This is a genomic window from Sphingobacterium sp. BIGb0116 (assembly GCF_024808035.1).
Classification (GTDB): domain Bacteria; phylum Bacteroidota; class Bacteroidia; order Sphingobacteriales; family Sphingobacteriaceae; genus Sphingobacterium; species Sphingobacterium paramultivorum.
Genome location: NZ_JANUDT010000012.1, coordinates 265,607 through 284,817, shown reverse-complemented (window position 1 = coordinate 284,817; position 19,211 = coordinate 265,607). Strand labels below are relative to the sequence as shown.

The 19,211-nt window shown below is 41.3% G+C and carries 13 protein-coding genes and 1 tRNA gene; 8 read left to right on the top strand and 6 right to left on the bottom strand.

Annotated elements, in window-relative coordinates; genetic code table 11:
• Positions 1 to 98: 98 nt before the first annotated feature.
• The 4 genes from M2419_RS25460 to M2419_RS25445 form a co-directional block, all read right to left on the bottom strand.
• Positions 99 to 171, bottom strand: a tRNA-Lys gene (locus tag M2419_RS25460).
• Positions 172 to 312: 141 nt separating this feature from the next.
• Complete coding sequence (locus tag M2419_RS25455; RefSeq protein WP_153846918.1) at positions 313 to 591, bottom strand: lipopolysaccharide assembly protein LapA domain-containing protein; 279 nt, start codon at positions 589 to 591, stop codon at positions 313 to 315.
• A 55-nt stretch (positions 592 to 646) separates the two neighbouring features.
• Complete coding sequence (locus M2419_RS25450) at positions 647 to 3,397, bottom strand: heavy metal translocating P-type ATPase (RefSeq protein ID WP_259255866.1); 2,751 nt, start codon at positions 3,395 to 3,397, stop codon at positions 647 to 649.
• A gap of 256 nt (positions 3,398 to 3,653) precedes the next feature.
• The gene (locus M2419_RS25445; protein WP_153846920.1) at positions 3,654 to 3,887 is read right to left on the bottom strand and encodes a hypothetical protein; all 234 of its coding nucleotides are present in this window, start codon (positions 3,885 to 3,887) and stop codon (positions 3,654 to 3,656) included.
• 269 nt (positions 3,888 to 4,156) lie between these two features.
• On the opposite strand from M2419_RS25445, the gene fbp reads away from it, so the two are divergent.
• Together fbp and M2419_RS25435 are read left to right on the top strand one after the other, a co-directional pair.
• Entirely contained in the window at positions 4,157 to 5,167 is a 1,011-nt protein-coding gene (gene fbp / locus M2419_RS25440) for a class 1 fructose-bisphosphatase (protein ID WP_153846921.1), read from the top strand.
• A 114-nt stretch (positions 5,168 to 5,281) separates the two neighbouring features.
• Complete coding sequence (locus M2419_RS25435; protein ID WP_159728619.1) at positions 5,282 to 6,730, top strand: L,D-transpeptidase family protein; 1,449 nt, start codon at positions 5,282 to 5,284, stop codon at positions 6,728 to 6,730.
• A gap of 41 nt (positions 6,731 to 6,771) precedes the next feature.
• Here M2419_RS25435 and M2419_RS25430 read toward each other — a convergent pair whose 3' ends face one another.
• Entirely contained in the window at positions 6,772 to 8,304 is a 1,533-nt protein-coding gene (locus M2419_RS25430) for a DUF3943 domain-containing protein (RefSeq protein WP_159728617.1), read from the bottom strand.
• A 101-nt stretch (positions 8,305 to 8,405) separates the two neighbouring features.
• Here M2419_RS25430 and M2419_RS25425 point away from each other — a divergent pair, with 101 nt between their 5' ends.
• Positions 8,406 to 9,938, top strand: coding sequence for a SulP family inorganic anion transporter (locus M2419_RS25425; RefSeq protein ID WP_182332664.1), 1,533 nt, complete (start codon positions 8,406 to 8,408; stop codon positions 9,936 to 9,938).
• Between the two features lies 1 nt (position 9,939).
• Here M2419_RS25425 and M2419_RS25420 read toward each other — a convergent pair whose 3' ends face one another.
• A complete protein-coding gene (locus M2419_RS25420; protein WP_159728613.1) occupies positions 9,940 to 10,530 on the bottom strand; it encodes a methyltransferase domain-containing protein in 591 nt (196 codons plus the stop codon).
• 253 nt (positions 10,531 to 10,783) lie between these two features.
• Here M2419_RS25420 and M2419_RS25415 point away from each other — a divergent pair, with 253 nt between their 5' ends.
• The 5 genes from M2419_RS25415 to M2419_RS25395 all read left to right on the top strand — a co-directional run bounded on the left by M2419_RS25415 (position 10,784) and on the right by M2419_RS25395 (position 19,144).
• A complete protein-coding gene (locus M2419_RS25415; RefSeq protein WP_259255863.1) occupies positions 10,784 to 11,242 on the top strand; it encodes a hypothetical protein in 459 nt (152 codons plus the stop codon).
• A 251-nt stretch (positions 11,243 to 11,493) separates the two neighbouring features.
• Positions 11,494 to 12,765, top strand: coding sequence for a glucose-1-phosphate adenylyltransferase (locus tag M2419_RS25410; protein ID WP_088161103.1), 1,272 nt, complete (start codon positions 11,494 to 11,496; stop codon positions 12,763 to 12,765).
• Between the two features lie 196 nt (positions 12,766 to 12,961).
• A complete protein-coding gene (locus M2419_RS25405) occupies positions 12,962 to 13,738 on the top strand; it encodes a phosphatase PAP2 family protein (protein WP_259255861.1) in 777 nt (258 codons plus the stop codon).
• A gap of 379 nt (positions 13,739 to 14,117) precedes the next feature.
• Positions 14,118 to 17,363 carry a TonB-dependent receptor gene (locus M2419_RS25400; RefSeq protein ID WP_259255859.1) on the top strand — a complete coding sequence of 1,082 codons (3,246 nt, stop codon included), beginning with the start codon at positions 14,118 to 14,120 and terminating at the stop codon, positions 17,361 to 17,363.
• A gap of 11 nt (positions 17,364 to 17,374) precedes the next feature.
• Entirely contained in the window at positions 17,375 to 19,144 is a 1,770-nt protein-coding gene (locus tag M2419_RS25395) for a RagB/SusD family nutrient uptake outer membrane protein (protein WP_259255858.1), read from the top strand.
• Positions 19,145 to 19,211: the final 67 nt, after the last annotated feature.

Genomic DNA, 19,211 nt, shown 5'->3' with positions numbered 1-19,211 from the left:
GCCCTGAGCCTCCATTGGATCGAACCCGGCCGACCCTTCTTTCGAATCCTAATAGCTTTAAAACAAGAAAAGCTAATCTTGCGATTAGCTTTTCTCAGTGATCCCGCTGGGATTCGAACCCAGGACCCATACATTAAAAGTGTATTGCTCTACCAGCTGAGCTACGGAATCTTACTTCTTTGTTTTTGAACTACCGTTCCTTGTTTGAAGTGATGCAAAGATAGGGTTAATCCCTATTCCACGCAAGTATTTGTGCGATAAAAATGCGCTACGGCTGTTTAGGGCTTCATTTTTAGTGATTTATTTTTTTATTTAGGATAGAAATTCCCGGTCTTCATCGGATAATTGGGACTTTCTGTCGCTGTTTTCTTCTTCCGATTCGTCTATTTCTTCCTCTTCATACGCCCGCTGTTTCTTTTTTCCGATTTTCAATAGAGATACAAATACAATTCCCGCAATAAAAAAGGCCAATAGTAGCTTCCATAGTGTCACCTGTGATTCCCCGAGAAAATTGAGCTGCACCGATTGCGGATTTTTGACACACACAACTGTGATGATAACCGTTATCAAGATTAAAAAGATATTACGCATGTTACTGTAAACTATATGTCGTTATTCTAACAGCGAATATAGGGAATATCTGTTTTTAATCGATATCGATCTTTGCACGATTTAAGCGTAAAGAATTCAAGATAACCGAAACGGAGCTGAAACTCATCGCAGCGGCAGCAATCATCGGGGACAGGAGAATTCCGAAAGAAGGATATAGAAGTCCGGCAGCCAATGGAATCCCGAGTATATTATAGACGAAAGCAAAACCCAGGTTCTCCTTAATATTACGGAGTAGTTTTTGGCTCAGTACCTTTGCTTTGGCTATTCCGATAAGGTCTCCTTTCAGCAAAGTGAGTGAAGCGCTTTGTATGGCAACATCGGTACCTGTGCCCATGGCAATGCCGATATCGGCTTGAGCAAGGGCAGGGGCATCATTGATGCCATCACCAGCCATAGCCACCACATGTCCTTTTTGCTGTAACGCATGAATTTCCTGCAATTTATCTTTGGGCAAGGCATTGGCTTTGAAATGCTTGATGCCAACTTGATCCGCCACAGCCCTTGCCGTATGGATATTATCTCCCGTCAGCATAACGACATCGACTTTATGCTGTATAAGATATTGAATTGCACGCTTCGAAGAGGCTTTTATTTGATCTGAAATACTAAAATACCCCAATAAGCTACTGTCTTTTGCCAGGAAGGATACCGTCTTTCCATGGGATTGGGCGGTTTCGGCCATCTGCTTCATATCATGAGGGATTGCTATGCCGATAGACTCCATCAACAATTGATTGCCCAGTGCTATGCTATGTCCAGCTATGTTTCCCTTGATTCCTTGCCCGGCAACATTTTCAAAATCGGAAACTGCAAGGTCCGTTTTACTATTTTCCTTTTTTGCCCTTTCAATAATAGCATGGCCCAAAGGATGTGTGCTATTGGCGTTTAAAGCGGCAGCCAAAGACAATATCTCGTCTTTGCTGCTGGACGAGTTTGGCTGAATATCATCAACGGTGGGTTTTCCTTCGGTAATGGTACCTGTTTTGTCTGTTAGTACCACATCCACTTGGTTCATTTTTTCCAGCGCACTTGCATCTTTGATCAGGATCCCATGTTTGGCCCCTTTGCCGACACCCACCATGACGGACATTGGTGTAGCGAGTCCCAAGGCACAGGGGCAGGCGACAATAAGTACGGCAAGTGCATTGGCAAAGCCGAATGCTAGGGAAGCAGAAGGAACCCAAAGCCACCAGGTAAGAAATGTCAAAATTGCAATGATTATGACAATCGGGACAAATATCTCGGATACTTTATCCGTTAATCGTTGAATGGGTGCCTTGCTTCTGCTCGCATCATTGACGAGTTGAATGATCTGAGCCAGTAGTGTGTCCGAACCGATACGCTCTGCTTTCATGAGGAAACTACGGTCGCCATTGATTGTTCCTGAACTGACATGATCTCCAGCTTGTTTTTCTACCGGAATAGGTTCACCCGTCAGCATGGATTCATCAATGTTACTGTTGCCATCCGTAATCTGTCCGTCAACGGGGATTTTGTCCCCGGGTTTTACTTTCAGTATATCTCCGAGTTGAATTTGATCTATGCCGATTTTTTTATCTATTCCATTTTCTACGCGCGTAGCTTCGGAAGGACTCAGCTTGATTAGCTCTTTGATCGCCGAATTGGTTTTGGAATGTGCTTTGGCCTCCATCACCTGGCCTAATAATACCAAAGTCAATATGACGGTAACAGACTCGAAGTAAAGTGCAATGTAGCCATGATGATTTTTTAATTCAGCAGGGAAGACCTGCGGAAAAAATAGACCAACCAAACTATAGACAAATGCAGCTCCAGCACCAAGTGCAATCAGGCTAAACATATTAAGGCGCCAAGTTTTGAAAGATACCCAGCCTCGTTGAAAAAAAGACCAACAGGTATAAAAAACGACCGGCAGGGATAAAACCAGTTGTATCCATCCAGACCAGCTGGGCGAAATGATTTTACCTATTGGATTGCCAGGAAGCATTTCACCCATGGAAAGTATAAAGATCGGAACCGTAAATAGGATAGAGACCCATAATTTCATGCGTAGATCACGATAGGTATGATCGTCGGCCTCATCATTACCATTAGCTATAGGCACAAGGTCCATACCACATATAGGGCAATTTCCGGGATGATCTTGTACAATCTCAGGATGCATAGGACAGCTATATTGAAGGTCTGTCTTTAACATGGGGACCTTTTCCAGATTCATGCCGCATACCGGACAGTTTCCAGGTTCGTTATAAAGTTTGTCGCCCTCACAATGCATCGGACAATAGTATTTATCAGCGGATGTATGACCATGTGCTTTGTCAGCTGAAGATATTGTCTGTGATTGATGTACCGTAGCATTTGACTGAGCGGAATGGTTGTGTTGCTGTTCGTGATGGGCATGCGAGGTCGCTGCATGCTCAGTATGTAGCTTATTTTTAATTGCTGTGTCTGCATCCAGCTTCACCAAATGCATACCACAGATCGGACAATTTCCTGGCTGGCTGTACGTTTTTTCACCTTCGCAATGCATAGGGCAACCATACCTGTCTGAAGCTTGTGCTACAATGTGTTGATCGGATTGTACGTCACCCTTATGCTTATGTATTTCGTCGACCTGGTAAGGACCTAATTTTGATATTATTTCCTGTAATTGCTGTAACGGAATATGTTTCTGGGATGTTACTGTCATGCTTGGCGGGTTTAAAGTTACCTCGGCATGAAGCCCAGGAAACTCATTCAATGCATGTTCGATTGTGGTTCTACATCCATCACAGGACATTCCCGAAAGTGTATAGTGGTGTTGCATAGCGTTGTCTTTGTTGCCTAAAGTTAAACGTTATATCGAGGTGATTTTTACACTTTTACCAGGTTTTCTTGTAAAATTTCCCGTTGATAATATGTGCTTCCGGTTTGCTCTCATTTTCTAGGTCGAACCAGCGTTATAGTCTTCCGGAAATGGAATATGGTGTAAAAAAAACAGCGAAATTACGCTATGATAAACACAACCGAGCGATGTTTTGTTTGCTCTGGGGTAGGTATGGGATAGGGGAATTTCCCTTTGATTAAGCCAGTAACATTACTTGGGGATGTTTGATCAATGCATTGATGGTTACTTGTTCTTTCAGAACTGCTTCGTGAAAAGGAGCCGGGATCATCAATTTAAATGTTTTTCGGGCGGTTTTTACCAGGAAAAGAGCTCCGTGAATCACTTGCTTATCGTCGATGATCAACGTGTGCTGTGTTGCCGGCCGATTGCCTAATTTTTCTTTTTCGATGAGTTGTATAAGTTGTTGCATTGTATCAAAATATTTAGCCAAAATTACCAAATACTTAGCATTTATTGTTTTTTTTCTAATCGTTGCTATTTGAAATTTATCCAGTGCTTTCAACCTTTTATTATTTTTTTAATAGCTAATAATCGTTTTAGCAAAGAAGAGTTTTCAAAACTTAGCGCAATCGATTGCGTATTTAGTCTGCTAAAATGCTAAATATGAGAAGGATGTATTTGCTAAAGTTTATTTAACTTTTTTAGCTTTGTGCAACAAATATCCAATAAAACAACATTATGAGTAGTATAACTACACTAGGTCAATTTATCATTGAAAAACAGGCCGATTTTCCGTATGCTAAAGGGGAGCTTTCTAGGCTACTGCGTGATATTGGAATCGCCGCAAAAATTGTAAATAGAGAGGTTAATAAAGCGGGATTGGTTGATATTTTAGGCGATGCAGGACAGGTCAATGTGCAGGGCGAGGGACAAAAGAAACTGGATGTTTATGCCGATGAACAGTTTATCAAAGCGCTTCAAAGTGGGGGAGAATGCTGTGTAGTTGCCTCAGAGGAACATGAAAATCCAGTGTATATCCAATCAGGGGTTTCCAAAAATGCCAAATATATTGTGTGTATTGACCCACTGGATGGCTCAAGCAATATCGATGTTAACGTATCTGTGGGGACCATTTTTTCCATTTATCGACGAATTTCTGATACGGGTGTTTCTTGTAATAGCAATGATATTTTACAGCATGGAACGAAACAGGTCGCTGCAGGTTATGTGATCTATGGTAGTTCAACCATGTTGGTGTACACAACGGGAAAGGGCGTAAACGGATTCACATTGGATCCTTCGATCGGCGAGTTTTGTTTATCCCATCCTGATATGAAAATTCCGGCTTCGGGTCAAATTTATTCGATTAACGAGGGAAATTATTCCAAATTTCCAAACGGCGTTAAGCAATATATCAAATATTGCCAAATGGAGGACAGTGCAACGCAACGCCCCTATGCATCACGGTACATCGGCTCAATGGTCGCCGATATTCACCGCAATCTCCTCAAAGGGGGCATCTTTCTTTATCCAACGACTTCTGCGCACCCTAATGGTAAACTAAGATTGATGTATGAGTGCAATCCAATTGCCTTCATCATTGAGCAGGCAGGGGGTAAAGCTTCGAATGGATCTCAGCGTATATTAGATATTGAGCCAAAAACTTTGCACCAGCGATCAGCAGCTTTTTTGGGTAATACCGATATGGTGGAATTGCTGGAAGATTTCCTGAAAAAATACAGTGATTGATTCTGTAGTGATTCAATGACAGGTAAGATTCTTTAGACAATAAGAATTATTTATCTTTGTCCTCAGAAAATGGCTTCATTATTGCGAAGCCATTTCTTTTTCACGATTTGTAATATGTTACGATTTTTAGTTTTTATTTCATTTGTTTCAGTAGTATTTTTTTCTTGTAAGGAGAATCCCCCAACTTATGGTGATGTTTTAGCGAAGGGGTTTGAGAATAAGTCTTATAAGGATTTTGACACAGCAGCTTATGTAAAGGCCTTCCATGAAGTGTATGGCAAGGAAAAATCTCAATTGGTTAATCCGAGCTGGATGAAGGAATTATCGGATTCTACTGAAGGGATGACTTTAATTGCCGAACACCTTTTTGATGGTAGTATCGACACCATGTTAACTTACTTTGAGCGAAGTGATGCGCATGGTATTCGAGCTAGTTATTTCCATACAACTGCGATTAAGGAAACATTATCTTCGCTTCGAAAACTGAAAAGCAAAGATGTTGCTGAAGTTTATCCATTATTGGCCAAACTTGACTTATTGAGTACTGATGGGCTCGTGGCTTATATCAGTAGCATAAAATATGGTGTGGTCAATCCCAAACGCCTTTATGGAAGATATTTCGTTCCTCAAAAGCGTATGAGCTATGGCAAAGTTGTACAAATGCTGGATAGTGTAAAAATTGGAACTGTGTTGACCGATATCCAACCTAAAAATCAGTATTACACCAGGTTTCAGGATTTATTGGAAAATGGGAACCTAAACAGTGCACAACGTAGCCAGGTGTTAATGGTATTGGAAAAATTGCGCTGGATGGGAGATGCTTTTCCGGAGAAATATGTATTTGTGAACATACCTGAACAACGGTTACATATTATGGAAGAAGGGAAGACAAGTCAACTGATGAATGTGTGTGTCGGTGAAACAGATAATCCGGCGTATACGCGAAAAGGTGAGAACCACGAGACGCCTGTCATGCAAGGGGTGTTGGATGCCATGCAAGTAAATCCTGTATGGAATATTCCAAGCAGTATTGTCAAGAAAGAGTTATTGTCAAGCGTTCGAAACAATCCAAACTATCTGGCATCGCGCAATATGGTGGCTTATTACAAAGGTAAACAAGTGGATCCTGCAACGGTCAACTGGAATTCGGATTCTGTGGAGAATTTTCGTTTTAAACAAAATCCTGGTTCGGATAATTCATTGGGGAATGTGAAGTTTTTGTTTGAGAACCCCTATTCCATTTACCTGCATGATACGCCTGCAAAACAAATGTTTGGGCAGAGCAATCGCGCCGTGAGCCATGGTTGTGTGCGTGTTGAAAAACCCGTTGATTTGGCATCTTACCTTGTCAATAATGAAAAACAGGCCGAAAAAATAGCGAAGGAAATTACGACAGATTCAATTTCAAAGTCTCGCTGGGTAACACTAAAACGGCAGATGCCAGTTTATATCACCTATTATACAACCTGGTTGGATGACGAAGGAAAAATCGTTACTTACCCGGATATATATGGTTATGATTCGCGTTTGAAGGAAGCGTTAAAGAAATATTGGACAAATTAACAAAAAAGGCTTAACTCATTTAGTTAAGCCTTTTTTTATAGCTAGTATTCAGAGTTGTAGGCTAGCGCTATCCGGACAAAAGGATAGTCTTTGTTGACATTGTTATGGTCTTGATAATGACCTTCCAATCTAAAGTAACCGGAGTAAAGGTTGAGACCGAAGTTCTTCCAGATACGCATTGAAGCACTTGTGGATACCGCGTGTAGAAAATGGTGGGATTTGTTGCCACTGATTGTGACAAAATATCCGCCACGATAATCTACACCAAATTTAAAGCGGTTTAATGTGCTCAAGGTGGCTGAAGCCCTAACATCGGCCCCGGGGCCATAATCGTATGTGCGGCTTTCACCAAAATGGAGATAAGGATCGGGTACAGCGGCCAGTACCACTGGACCACCACCAAGGATGGTTGTGAGCTTGGTACGGCTACCAATATTGAAGTTTGAAAAGACATTGTAATTGATGCTCTGTGATCCGTAATAAAAAGCTTCATTGCGTAGAAAGTCGAAATGCGCAGACACGATACCACGATGACGTCCTGTTAAATTGGATAAAATACGGTTACCGTATAACGAGGCATACACATTGACCGCATTGACGATGGAACTATCATCTGATCCAAGTTCCAAATTGAGGAAGAAGTCATCAAAGGGTTTCTTTTTGTCTAGATCATCGTTGGTGTAAATCAGTTTGATACGTGCATAGATGTCGTTCTTTCCTTTATTCAAGATGTCATGTTCCTTGGCATCAAACCGTCTTAGTCCCAATTCAACTTCGGTGTGCACTAAAGAACTGTCGACCACCGCACCTTTTACCTTATCTCCCCAGCGCCCGTCGAGCAGACGGTTGAGCCCGTTTATTGGATTGATCAGCATGGCCAATAGTTCTTTTTTATTACGTTGTCCTTTGGTCAGACTTGGGCGCGAAAGAATATGATGCGATAGTCTATGGGTCATTTCACCTAAAATAGTACCGCCAAAACTTGTGTTGATGATATCATTGATGGATGGTGGTTCCGTTTCACCTGCAGTTTCCCAGATATAGCTACCAGCTACGGTTGCTGCTGTCGATTGTAGAAAACTGTAGTTGTTGGATCGGAACGAATTAAAATAAAACTGACCGTGATAAGGATGCGCTATTTGATTTGTTGCAAAAAGATTGTCGTCCCAGGTCCAGGCAGACAGTTTTAAATGGCTAAAGAAGTTTTTAAAGGAAATATGGGAAACAGGATCTTTTCGAATGAAGTAATTAACCGAAGCAGGAATAGCTTGGATGGAAAACCACTCAATTCCCGCCCTTAAGAAATTCTTTTTTTGGTAGTCGAATAGACTGTCTGTTTGTTTTACGTTGATAAGATGATTGTTCCAAAGTCGTGGTTGCTCATCGTGGTACATGGGATATTTTTCGATAGGTTTCGCTCGAAATAGGCTATCTGAAGTCATTAAGGAATCTCTAGCTGGTAGGAATGCAGCCTTACTAGGCCCTATAATCCCGAGCTGGACAAGCAACAAAAAGATAAATATAAAGAGACTATAATGACGTTGGTTAATGCGTTGTTTGATCGAAATGAACATACTGTTTTGCGATAAAATTTGTAAAGAATAACAAATATAGGGGAAAAGTGTTTGTGTGATTAGTACCTTTGCGGCAATTATCCTGTTCAAGTAATTTAAAAATGAACAATACCTTTGAAATATTCAATATAAAATCGATTAATCTTAAGAATGAGTTGTTTGCAGGATTAACGGTCGCAATGACCATGATTCCGGAATCACTCTCATTTGCAATTTTAGCCGGGCTACCACCGTTGACGGGACTTTACGCAGCATTTTTAATGGGTTTGATCACTTCCGTTTTGGGAGGTAGGCCAGGGATGGTATCTGGAGGTGCTGGCGCAACGGTGGTTGTTTTGATGGCCCTGGCGGCAAGTCACGGGATTGATTACCTGTTTGCTGCTGTCGTCTTGGCGGGGCTCCTGCAATTTTTAGTTGGGCTTTTTAAATGGGGGAAATTTGTACGCTTAATTCCGCAGCCCGTTATGTACGGTTTTTTGAACGGACTGGCCATTATCATTTTTATGGCTCAAGTAGTCCAATTTAAGGTAAATACCGGACAGGGGGCGGAGTGGATGTCGGGAAGTACCTTATACATCATGGGGGGATTGACTCTGCTGACGATGTTGATTGTGATTGGATTTCCTCGGATAACGAAGGCTGTTCCAGCTTCTTTAATTGCTATTTTGGTTGTATTTGGCCTGGTTTCTCTTTTAGGTATTGATACCAAAAAAGTAGTAGATATTGCCTCTGTTAGTGGGACATTACCACATCTACATTTACCTAATGTACCCCTGAGCTGGGAAACATTGCAACTGATTTTTCCGTATTCTTTGGTGATGGCTGGAGTAGGGTTGGTGGAGTCGCTTTTGACACTGAACATGGTGGACGAAATAACGGCGAGTAAAGGAAATGCAAACCGCGAATCCATGGCGCAGGGGATAGCCAATACAATCAATGGATTTTTTGGGGGAATGGGTGGCTGTGCCATGGTTGCTCAAACACTGGTCAATTTAAATGCTGGTGCACGCACGCGGCTTTCTTCTTTTATTGGAGCGATGACCATCTTAGTGATTATTTTGGTAGGTGCTCCTTTTATTGAGCAGATACCCATGGCCGCGCTGGTCGGTGTGATGATGATGGTAGCCATTGGAACCTTCCAATGGGTGAGCTTACGGATCGTCAATAAATTTCCCAAATCAGATATTTTCGTTGGGATTATTGTCGCCGGAATTACGGTGGTTTTACATAATTTGGCACTTGCGGTGCTTATTGGTGTAGTGGTATCCGCACTTGTATTTGCCTGGGATAATGCAAAGCGCATTCGGGCAAGAAAATATTTGGATGCCGAGGGCATCAAGCATTATGAAATCTATGGACCTCTTTTCTTTGGTTCGACAGCTAATTTTTTGGATAAATTTGATGTTTTGGAAGATCCCGAGCGTGTGATTTTAGATTTTAAGGAAAGTCGTGTGGTGGATATGTCCGCCGTGGATGCACTCAACAAAATTACCGAACGCTACGCTGCACAAGGGAAAAAAATCGAATTGTGGCACCTCAGTGAAGATTGTCGCTCTTTGTTAAAAAATGCTGCGGGCATTGTGAAGGTCAATATCATGGAAGATCCAACCTATCGGGTCATGCCGGGCAAGTAGACTATTTTTTGCGCAGCTCAAAAAACAGTTCATTTCCCTGTCTTTGGGGAATACTATTGGTTGAATCTGTCAGCTTTAAAATGTCAAATTGCGATGCGAATAATTGTTGATATTCCGTTTGATCTCCACCGAAAGGTGGTCCCTGTTGTGCAAATTCCCGTTTGAACAATAAACCCATCAGTATACCCTGAGGCTTGAGCAAAGTATGCATTTGTTGTACATAGCTGGGGCGTAATGAAGGATCCAGTGCACAAAAAAATGTTTGCTCAATTATATAGTCGTACTGGCCCTGGTGCTGGAAGAAATCTTGACATACAATTTGGATCTGAGGGCTATTGGCAAACTCCTTTCTTACCTTCGCAACGAGGGTCGGAGCGATATCAAGTAAGGTAATTTGATGGAACCCCATGTCAAGTAGAGCCTTTGCTTCATAGGCATTTCCACAACCGGGAATAAGAATAGATGCATCTTTGGCAATAGACTCCGCTGCATAGTTGATAATAGCAGGAGAGGCATAGCCAATATCCCAGCCTGTTGCTTTGTTCTTATAACGTTCATCCCAATAGTTTCCATCCAATAGTGAAGAATTCATAGCTGTTTTGTTCTATATACTTTAGCAATTTACGCAAATATTAGGTCAAGGTTGCCTTCCCATGGATGAAAATTTCGTTTAGTTATCCTTCCGGAAGTTGATTTTATTTAGTTGATTTGCGCTATCGTGGTCAAAGTTCGATTGGCAAGTTGTCGTATTGGAGAGAAATCTTGAAATTCAGGTGTGTTCCATACGATATTAAAATTTATAGCGTTCAATTACTCTAGTAGGGATAATCCCCTGATGTTTTTAGATGAATTATATTAAAGTAGTTTTATTTATTGTTTTATTTCTAATTGTTGGTCTTGCCTACGCTAATCAAGATTGGAATGGTTTGGAGAGCGCACATTACTATATCGGTTATTTGTTGTTATCATTATATCTATCGGGCTCAACACTGTTTATGTATAAGCCTCTTAAAGGGGATAGAAAACTAAAACGACATTTTTTTATTCGATTTTCTGTAGTCTGCATCGCCTTTCTGCTACTTCTTGTCCCATATTTGATTCTTAAACAACAAAATGATGGTTTGGGGGCTGGATATTTACTCTATTTTATGACCGTCAGTCTTGCAGCACCGTTGTCCATTTATGCCTTTATTGAGATCCTATGGTTATTTACCCAAAAGAAATATCCGCAAATAGGTGTTAACCTATTACTTGTTGGCTATATCTACTGCCTTTTTTTATTCACTGGTCTATTTGGATATTAAACCTATGGGAGACACGGACTTGTCATCATCGTCTTTTAATCGGTTAAAATTAAACATGTTTCTGTTCGTTTTTCGAAAATTATTTTTTTGTAAAAAGAATGATTGATCAAAATTGTTGTTTGCTTCTTATCCGGAAAATTGCTAATTTAATAAGGATTCTTAAACCTGAATTTAAAGAATCTCGAGACTAAACCTGATCAGGTCCTTGTTCTTGAAGATAACAATTTTATAACCAATTAATGGATTGAGGTATGATACACAAAGTAGTTTCCCTTGTATTGGGAGGAGGTCGAGGGTCGCGCCTTTTCCCATTGACACAGCAACGTTCGAAACCAGCGGTTCCAATAGCTGGAAAATATCGTTTGGTCGATATTCCGATTTCGAACTGTTTGAATTCTGGCTATAATAAGATCTTCGTACTGACGCAGTTCAATTCAGCCTCTTTGAACACACACATCAAAAATTCTTACAATTTCAGCATTTTCAGTAAGGGCTTTGTTGACATCTTGGCTGCCGAACAGACCAATGAGGGCGATCGTTGGTTTGAGGGTACGGCTGATGCCGTTAGGCGAACGCAGAAACATCTCCTGAATGTAGATTACGACTACATTCTTGTCTTGTCTGGTGATCAGTTATACCAAATGGATTATTCGAAGCTGATTGACTTCCATGTTGAAAATGGGGGGGATGTTACCATTGCGACTATACCAGTCAATGGTAAGGATGCTACGGGATTTGGTATTTTAAAAGCGAATGAAACTAATGAGATTACTGCTTTTGTCGAAAAGCCCGATAAGGATGAAGTATTAAATTGGACCTCAGAGGTCTCCGAGGTTTTGCATAAGCAGGGAAGGCATTATCTGGCATCCATGGGGATTTATGTTTTCTCAAAAAACATCTTGCGTAACCTTTTAATTGCCAACCCGGGGATGGATTTTGGCAAGGAAATTATACCGGATGCCATTGAAGCACTTCGCGTGTTAAGTTATCAATTTGATGGCTATTGGACCGATATCGGAACCATCAAATCCTTTTTTGATGCCAATATCGGATTAACGGATGACATTCCGGATTTCAACCTGTTTAATGAAACCGTGTATACACGTGCGCGGATGCTTCCACCTTCGAAAATTTCGGGGACAACCTTGAATAATACGGTAATTGCCGATGGATGTATTTTAAATGGAGATAAACTGGAGAGGTCTGTTATTGGGATACGTTCCCGTATTGGTGAAGGGACGGTTATTAAATCGACCTACATGATGGGAACAGATTACTATGAGCAATTGGAAGAAGTATTGGAATTGGGAAATACACAAAAGCCACCACCGGTAGGCGTCGGTAAACGTTGTTATATTGAAAATGCAATTTTGGATAAGAACTGCCGTATTGGAGATGACGTTCGTATCATTGGTGGACCGGGCTTGAATGATGGCGATTTTGATACGCATATGATCTGTGACGGCATCGTTGTTGTGAAAAAAGATGCTATCATTGCCAACGGGGTTACGATAGGATTTTGATCATTTATATATTTTGAAGTTAAAGTCTGCTGTTTATATAAATGGTGTAAACAGCAGACTTTCGTTGCTTTTTCCTTTGTTTTAATGATAAAATGGAGATTGATGCCCAATATTGTCGTGCTGTATGGAGTAATACTGTCAAAGAGGTAGTTTATAAATATTATCTTTGCGCATTATAAAATTTTTTAAGGCTAAAATGATCGATTACAGGAAACAGATTGTTTTTTATTGGCTACTGGTTTTACTTTTTGTAATGCCGGTTACCTCATTTGCGCAGATCCAGTTGGAACAACCTTCGGATTCGAGCAGCGGATCTCATTTTTTTAAGAAAATTCCTTACAAAGAACTTGCTGTTCCTGTTGGATTGATCACCTATGGTATTGTTGCCAAAGGGAATCCCTTTTTAAAAGGGATAGATGAAGACATTAGAGACGGCGTTTCGAGAGGGAAGAGCGGAAAAATTAAGTTGGACGATTTCACCCGTTTTGCTGGAACTGCCGGAGTTTTTGTTCTGGATGCGGTCGGTGTACCTGCGAAACATAACCTTAAACAACGCCTGTTCACAACAGCGGTTTCCAATATTATTATGACTTCAACCGTGAGAATTATGAAATCGACCATTCCTGTATGGCGGCCGGACAGTTCAGCGAACAATTCCTTTCCTTCAGGGCATGCTGCCACTGCATTTGTTGGTGCGGAACTGCTTTGGCAGGAATACAGACAGGAGTCAATTTGGTACGGAATAGCGGGGTATGCTGTTGCCGCGGGTACCGGTTATCTGCGGATGCACAATGACAAGCACTGGTTCTCAGATATCGCTATGGGAGCTGGGGTCGGTATCTTAAGTACTAAAATCGCCTATTGGTTGCTACCTTTGGTAGACAGTCGATTGCAGAATTCAAAAAAGAGTTATGTGGTATTACCAACCTATAATGGGCGGCAATTTTGTCTAAATGCCAGCTTACAGTTTTAGGCTCTTATTTTTTTAAGCCCCATTCGGAGCCTCTACATTGATCGTACGCGGCTCGCCTGAAAATAAAATTTCCTAGAGATTATTCATACAGGGATATAAATCCACTTTAAATCCCTGTGTTCGCTACCGTTTTTAGGTGTTCTACCTGAAGATCGGGACTGCTGTGCCAAGCATTTCCATTCCCTATTTTAAGCATGTAACGTTTCTGTGAATTTTAGATTAAAAAATCATATTAATTTCGTTAATATGATTTTGTTTTTTAAATTTAATAGACAATCTAATCCACTTTTGCTGTTTTTTATAAAAAGAGAGGCATGCAAAGTCAATAAACCAAAGTTGAACCCCACGGTTCTTTATTATTTTAAACCAATTTGTAATTATGATGAGAAATTTTTTTCTTCATGGAAAGGCGAGATCCATTAGCCTTTTGGGGCTCTGCCTGCTGTTTAGTCAGCCCGATTCTTACGCGCTGAATCTGGATCCGATCAATGCTATTGTCGATCAAGATCAGGTTACAGGGATCATCAAAGATGAGAAAGGTCAGGTATTAGCCGGTGCTACCATCACCGTCAAAGGAACATCCGTTCAAACGTCCTCCAATCAACAAGGTGTTTTTTCTATTCGCGCAAAGCGCGGTGATGTTCTGGTCGTGAACTACCAAGGGTTTACAAAACAGGAGGTGGCCGTTTCCACAGGCAACGTCAATGTCGTCATGGTTTCGAGTGATCAAGCACTTGAAGAGGTCGTAATCATTGGCTATGGTAAGCAGCGGAAAGGGAATATTACTGGTTCGGTTGCTACCGTCAATGCAGAACAGTTAAAAAACATCCCCAGTTCAAATCTTTCCAATTCACTCGCCGGTAGAGCCGCAGGTGTCAATGTCACTAATACTTCGGGGATGGCCGGAGCATCGTCGAGCTTGCGTATCCGGGGGAGTTTTGCAGAACCACTCTATGTAATTGATGGCGTGGTTCGCGATAAAGCTGCGTTCGATGTGCTTGAAGCGAACGAGGTTGACCAAATGACCTTCTTAAAAGATGCTGCAACTGCCGCAGTGTATGGCACCCGGGCCGGTAATGGTGTAGTGGTGGTAACGACAAAAAAAGGAACAGCGCAAGCACCAGTCTTTAATGTACAAAGTAATTATACTTTCAATACACCAACACAGGAGCTCCTAGCTAATTTAACCACTGCGAAAGATGAACTCACCTATCAAAACCGGGTCGCCGAATTTCGTGGTCTTTCCATCCCAAATGGACAAAAAGAGTTTGATTATTTCAAGGACAAAAATTACAATGCCAATGACGTTATTTGGCGCAATCCGTTTACACATCGACAATCGATATCGGTTAATGGGGGTGGCGACAAAATTACTTATTATAGCTTGCTGAGCTACCGTAAAGAAAATGGATCTTATAAATCTTTGGATCATGAGAAATTTAATCTAAGGAGCAATATCTCCGCGCAGATTACCGAAGATTTTAGCATGGATTTTAATATTTCAGCCAACCAGACGAATTCGAAACGCTTTTTTTGGCCCTTTAGCACATCTTCCAATGATGATGATTTTGATGTATCCGATTTCTACCGCGTTACATTCAACTGGCCAAAGATGTATCCTTTTTACCTGAATGCAGACGGAACACCGAGCAATACACCAACGGCTTATCCTGTACAGACGCCTATGGGAAGCTGGCAGGCGTGGAATGTGATCGATCAGGTCATCGGGGATCGCTATATAGACCGTAAAGTGCGGCAGGTCAATCCTATTATGACCCTAAACTTGAAGCTGGATAAATTGGTACAGGGCCTTTCGACAAAAGTTGTAGGAAGTTACATTGCTCAAGACTATATGCGCAAGCGTTATATGAGTTTTCAAAAGAACTATACCTTTACCTCTTTAAATCCGAATGACAACCGCTTTATACCAGCTCCGCCATCAGAAGCTAATATTAATATTTTTACTTTTAGTCAGAGCCAGCCTTTCATGGATTACAGCCCACAGCGATTGTGGGAATATCAGGTAAACTGGTTTTTAAACTATAACCGCAAGTTTGGTAAACATTCCGTAGACGGAACATTGGTTTATGAACAGTCCAAAAAAGGAGGGACTTATGTCACTTCAAGGGCAGAAAATCCAATTACAGCCCTAGATCAAATGTTTATTTATCCTACAGATCGCAACTTTAGGTCGACAACTGCCAATGAAACGATCGATTCGAGACGTGGTATCATCGGGCGTGCCAACTACAATTATGCGGATAAATATATTGCGGAGTTTTCTTTTCGTTACGATGGTTCACCATTATTTCCGACGGATAAGCGGTGGGGATTTTTTCCTTCAGTATCAGCAGCCTGGCGTGTATCGGACGAAAACTTCTTTACGGATTTAAAAAATACAATATCGGATTTGAAGTTCAGAGCTTCTTATGGTACAACGGGTAATGATTTGGATGTCAATGCCAATCGAATCGGGCAATTTGGTTATTTAGAAAAGTATACCACCTCGGGCGGCTATATGTTTGGTGACCGCTATTATAATGGTATTGCGTATGGTGCAACCCCAACACAAAATCTAACCTGGACAACTTCTAAGAGTGTAAACCTGGGTTTAGATTTTGGATTTGTTAATAATAAGCTGACCGGTAGCCTTGATCTGTTTTCACGCAAGGAAACCAATATTCTTGGTCCAAGATCGTTGAAAGTCCCTGACAATTACGGTCGTGCACTTGCTCCTGAAAACTATGCGGCGAGAAGTTATAAAGGCGGCGAGATTTCTTTTAACTGGAATGACAAGGTTGGTGAAGTGGCTTATGGTCTCAATGCCAATCTGGGGTATGCCAAAGACCGTTGGGACATCATTGACGAAGAACCTTCTTATGCATCGGGCCAACCGCAGAACTTTCGCTCCAGAATTGGACGACCTGAGAATCGAATTATCGGCTTAGAATCCCTTGGTTTGGTTAGGACACAGGCTGAAGCTGATGCGTTGAAAGCAAAAGGATTTAAGACCTACGGAAGGGATCCTTTTCCTGGGATGATTCTATATAAAGACATTCAGGGGGCGAACTATTCAGGTGGCCCGGATGGGAAAATTGATGATAACGATTTGCAGTTATTGTCGGACAATAATTCTCCGCGCATCAATTATGGGTTTGGATTCAATGCGAGCTGGAAGGGCTTTTATGTCTCAGCCTTATTTCAGGGAGTTCTTGCTTATGATCGTATGATTAGTAATCAAGAAGGCGGTGGAATGCGCCAGCACGGCGATACTTTCCGTCCATATTATCCGATTTGGGCCTCCGATGTCTGGACACCGGATAATACCGATGCCAAATATCCGCGGCCAACGGGGTACTCAGGCTGGGCCGAATCCGGTGCAGCACCTTCGTCATTCTGGATAAGAAATGGAGCCTATTTGCGTTTACGTGACATTAATGTTTCTTATCGATTGCCGAAAAGCATGACAGAGAAACTGCGTGTGAAAGATGTCAATCTGTTTTTTAACGGGACCAATTTGTTTGTTTTTTCGCCAATGAAAGAGTTTCACGATCCCGAACAAAAGCTGTATGATTCTTATCCAGTCATGAAAACCTTTACGTTTGGACTTGATGTTAAATTTTAAATGAAAAAAAGATGAAAAAAATATATTATCCTTTAATTGCATTGGCCTTGTGCATGTCATCCTGTAAAAACGTATTGGACATTGAGGACCTCAATTCGCTGGATGAAGCTAAGGTATGGGCTGATCCAAATCTAGTGAACGGCTATCTTGCCAATTTATATCCACTATTTGGTAACTGGAATTCTGGTGCGGACGGAAATTCGGAACAACTAATCGGGATCGCTTTTCCATTGGATGCGGTTACCGTCAACAATGGTTCTTACAAATCATGGGATTATACAACCATCCGGAAAATCAATACGGCCATACAGAAAGTCAATGAAAGTAGTTCGTTAAAAGACGATTTTAAAAAAACGGTGATTGGCCAAGCGTTGTTTATGCGTGCCTTTATGTATTTTAATATGGTCAGGATCCACGGCGGTGTTCCTTATATTACTGTACCGCAAGATCTAAAAAATGATGATCTTAATGTCCCCCGCAATTCGACAAAAGAATGTTTTGAGCTGATCGTTAAAGATCTGGATCAGGCTATTTCACAATTGCCAAAAACAATTGCAAAAGGAACGGCAGATTATGGAAAAATTGATGGTGATTTTGCAGCCGCTTTTAAAGCAAAGGTATTGTTATATAAGGCTTCTCCACAGTTTAACCCATCCAATCCTTATGGAAATGCCTATTGGCAGGAGGCCAATACCGCAAATAAATTAGCTTATGATCAGCTTAAGGCGGATGGCTATAGTTTGACTTCAGATTATTCCAACATTGCGCTGGTAGAGAAGGGGCCAGAGGTTGTTTTTGCTGTGATTAATACCTATCCAAATAAAGTTGCCAATTGGGATAATGGCGTACGTCCGGGATCCGAAAGTAGGGGGCCGGCAGGTTCCGTTCCATCCTGGGAATTTGTAAAAGCTTTTCCAATGAAAGACGGAAAGTTATATTCCGATCAAGCGGGTAAATACCATAAGACAGAGGATCAATTTCTACAATCCTATTGGGAAAACCGCGATCCGCGTTTTGACAAGTCTATTGTGTGGAATGCCAAAATTTATGAAGTTTCCGGCAAGACCGGCAAAAGACAATACACTTCTGTCGGTATTGCTCCGGCTTTAGATGATTTTGGCATTAACCCGAAGGCAAAAACTCCATCGTCCAATTTGGATCGATATAGCGGGTTTTTTATCTTAAAAAATTCCAAACTGTCATTAAAGCAAACCGAAGTGGAAACTCAGTATGATGTCGACTTTGTGTTGATGCGCTATGCCGAGGTTCTATTGAATTATGCTGAGACGGCAAATGAAACAGGAGATTTTGCGACAGCCTTAGACCTGCTTACGCAAATTAGGAAAAGAGCGGGAATCGAGCCAGGCGCAGACAATAAATATGGCATAACAGCAACCACGAAGGAACAAATGCGTGAAGCTATTTTGGCAGAGCGTAATATTGAGTTTTGTTTTGAGGGACATCGTTTTTGGGATTTAAGAAGGTTACGTAAGCTCAATGTACTGAACAATACAACCAAACATGGAGTTGAAGCGATAGCAATAAATTCAAATGGAACCGAGATGAATCTGGATGATGCCAATGCATTGGCCAAAACATACACATTGAAAGAAAATCAGTTCAAATATAGCGTCTTGCAGGTGCCTAGTACAGGAAACAAAGTGAATTTGGTACCCGATACCTATTATTTCTTTCCCGTCGCGCAGTCGGTCATTGACAAGAACCCAAATATCAAGCAGAATAAAGATTGGGGCGGAACATTTAATCCAACCATGGAATAGCATTTTTGTCTAAACCCATTCAATAAAAAACACCCGCAACGGCTTTAGCTGTTGCGGGTGTTTTATT

Bases quoted from the DNA above. Each gene is read 5' to 3' on its own strand.
- M2419_RS25455 (WP_153846918.1), bottom strand. From the start codon at position 591: ATGCGTAATATCTTTTTAATCTTGATAACGGTTATCATCACAGTTGTG.
- M2419_RS25450 (WP_259255866.1), bottom strand. From the start codon at position 3,397: ATGCAACACCACTATACACTTTCGGGAATGTCCTGTGATGGATGTAGA.
- M2419_RS25445 (WP_153846920.1), bottom strand. From the start codon at position 3,887: ATGCAACAACTTATACAACTCATCGAAAAAGAAAAATTAGGCAATCGG.
- fbp (WP_153846921.1), top strand. From the start codon at position 4,157: ATGAGTAGTATAACTACACTAGGTCAATTTATCATTGAAAAACAGGCC.
- M2419_RS25435 (WP_159728619.1), top strand. From the start codon at position 5,282: ATGTTACGATTTTTAGTTTTTATTTCATTTGTTTCAGTAGTATTTTTT.
- M2419_RS25430 (WP_159728617.1), bottom strand. From the start codon at position 8,304: ATGTTCATTTCGATCAAACAACGCATTAACCAACGTCATTATAGTCTC.
- M2419_RS25425 (WP_182332664.1), top strand. From the start codon at position 8,406: ATGAACAATACCTTTGAAATATTCAATATAAAATCGATTAATCTTAAG.
- M2419_RS25420 (WP_159728613.1), bottom strand. From the start codon at position 10,530: ATGAATTCTTCACTATTGGATGGAAACTATTGGGATGAACGTTATAAG.
- M2419_RS25415 (WP_259255863.1), top strand. From the start codon at position 10,784: ATGAATTATATTAAAGTAGTTTTATTTATTGTTTTATTTCTAATTGTT.
- M2419_RS25410 (WP_088161103.1), top strand. From the start codon at position 11,494: ATGATACACAAAGTAGTTTCCCTTGTATTGGGAGGAGGTCGAGGGTCG.
- M2419_RS25405 (WP_259255861.1), top strand. From the start codon at position 12,962: ATGATCGATTACAGGAAACAGATTGTTTTTTATTGGCTACTGGTTTTA.
- M2419_RS25400 (WP_259255859.1), top strand. From the start codon at position 14,118: ATGATGAGAAATTTTTTTCTTCATGGAAAGGCGAGATCCATTAGCCTT.
- M2419_RS25395 (WP_259255858.1), top strand. From the start codon at position 17,375: ATGAAAAAAATATATTATCCTTTAATTGCATTGGCCTTGTGCATGTCA.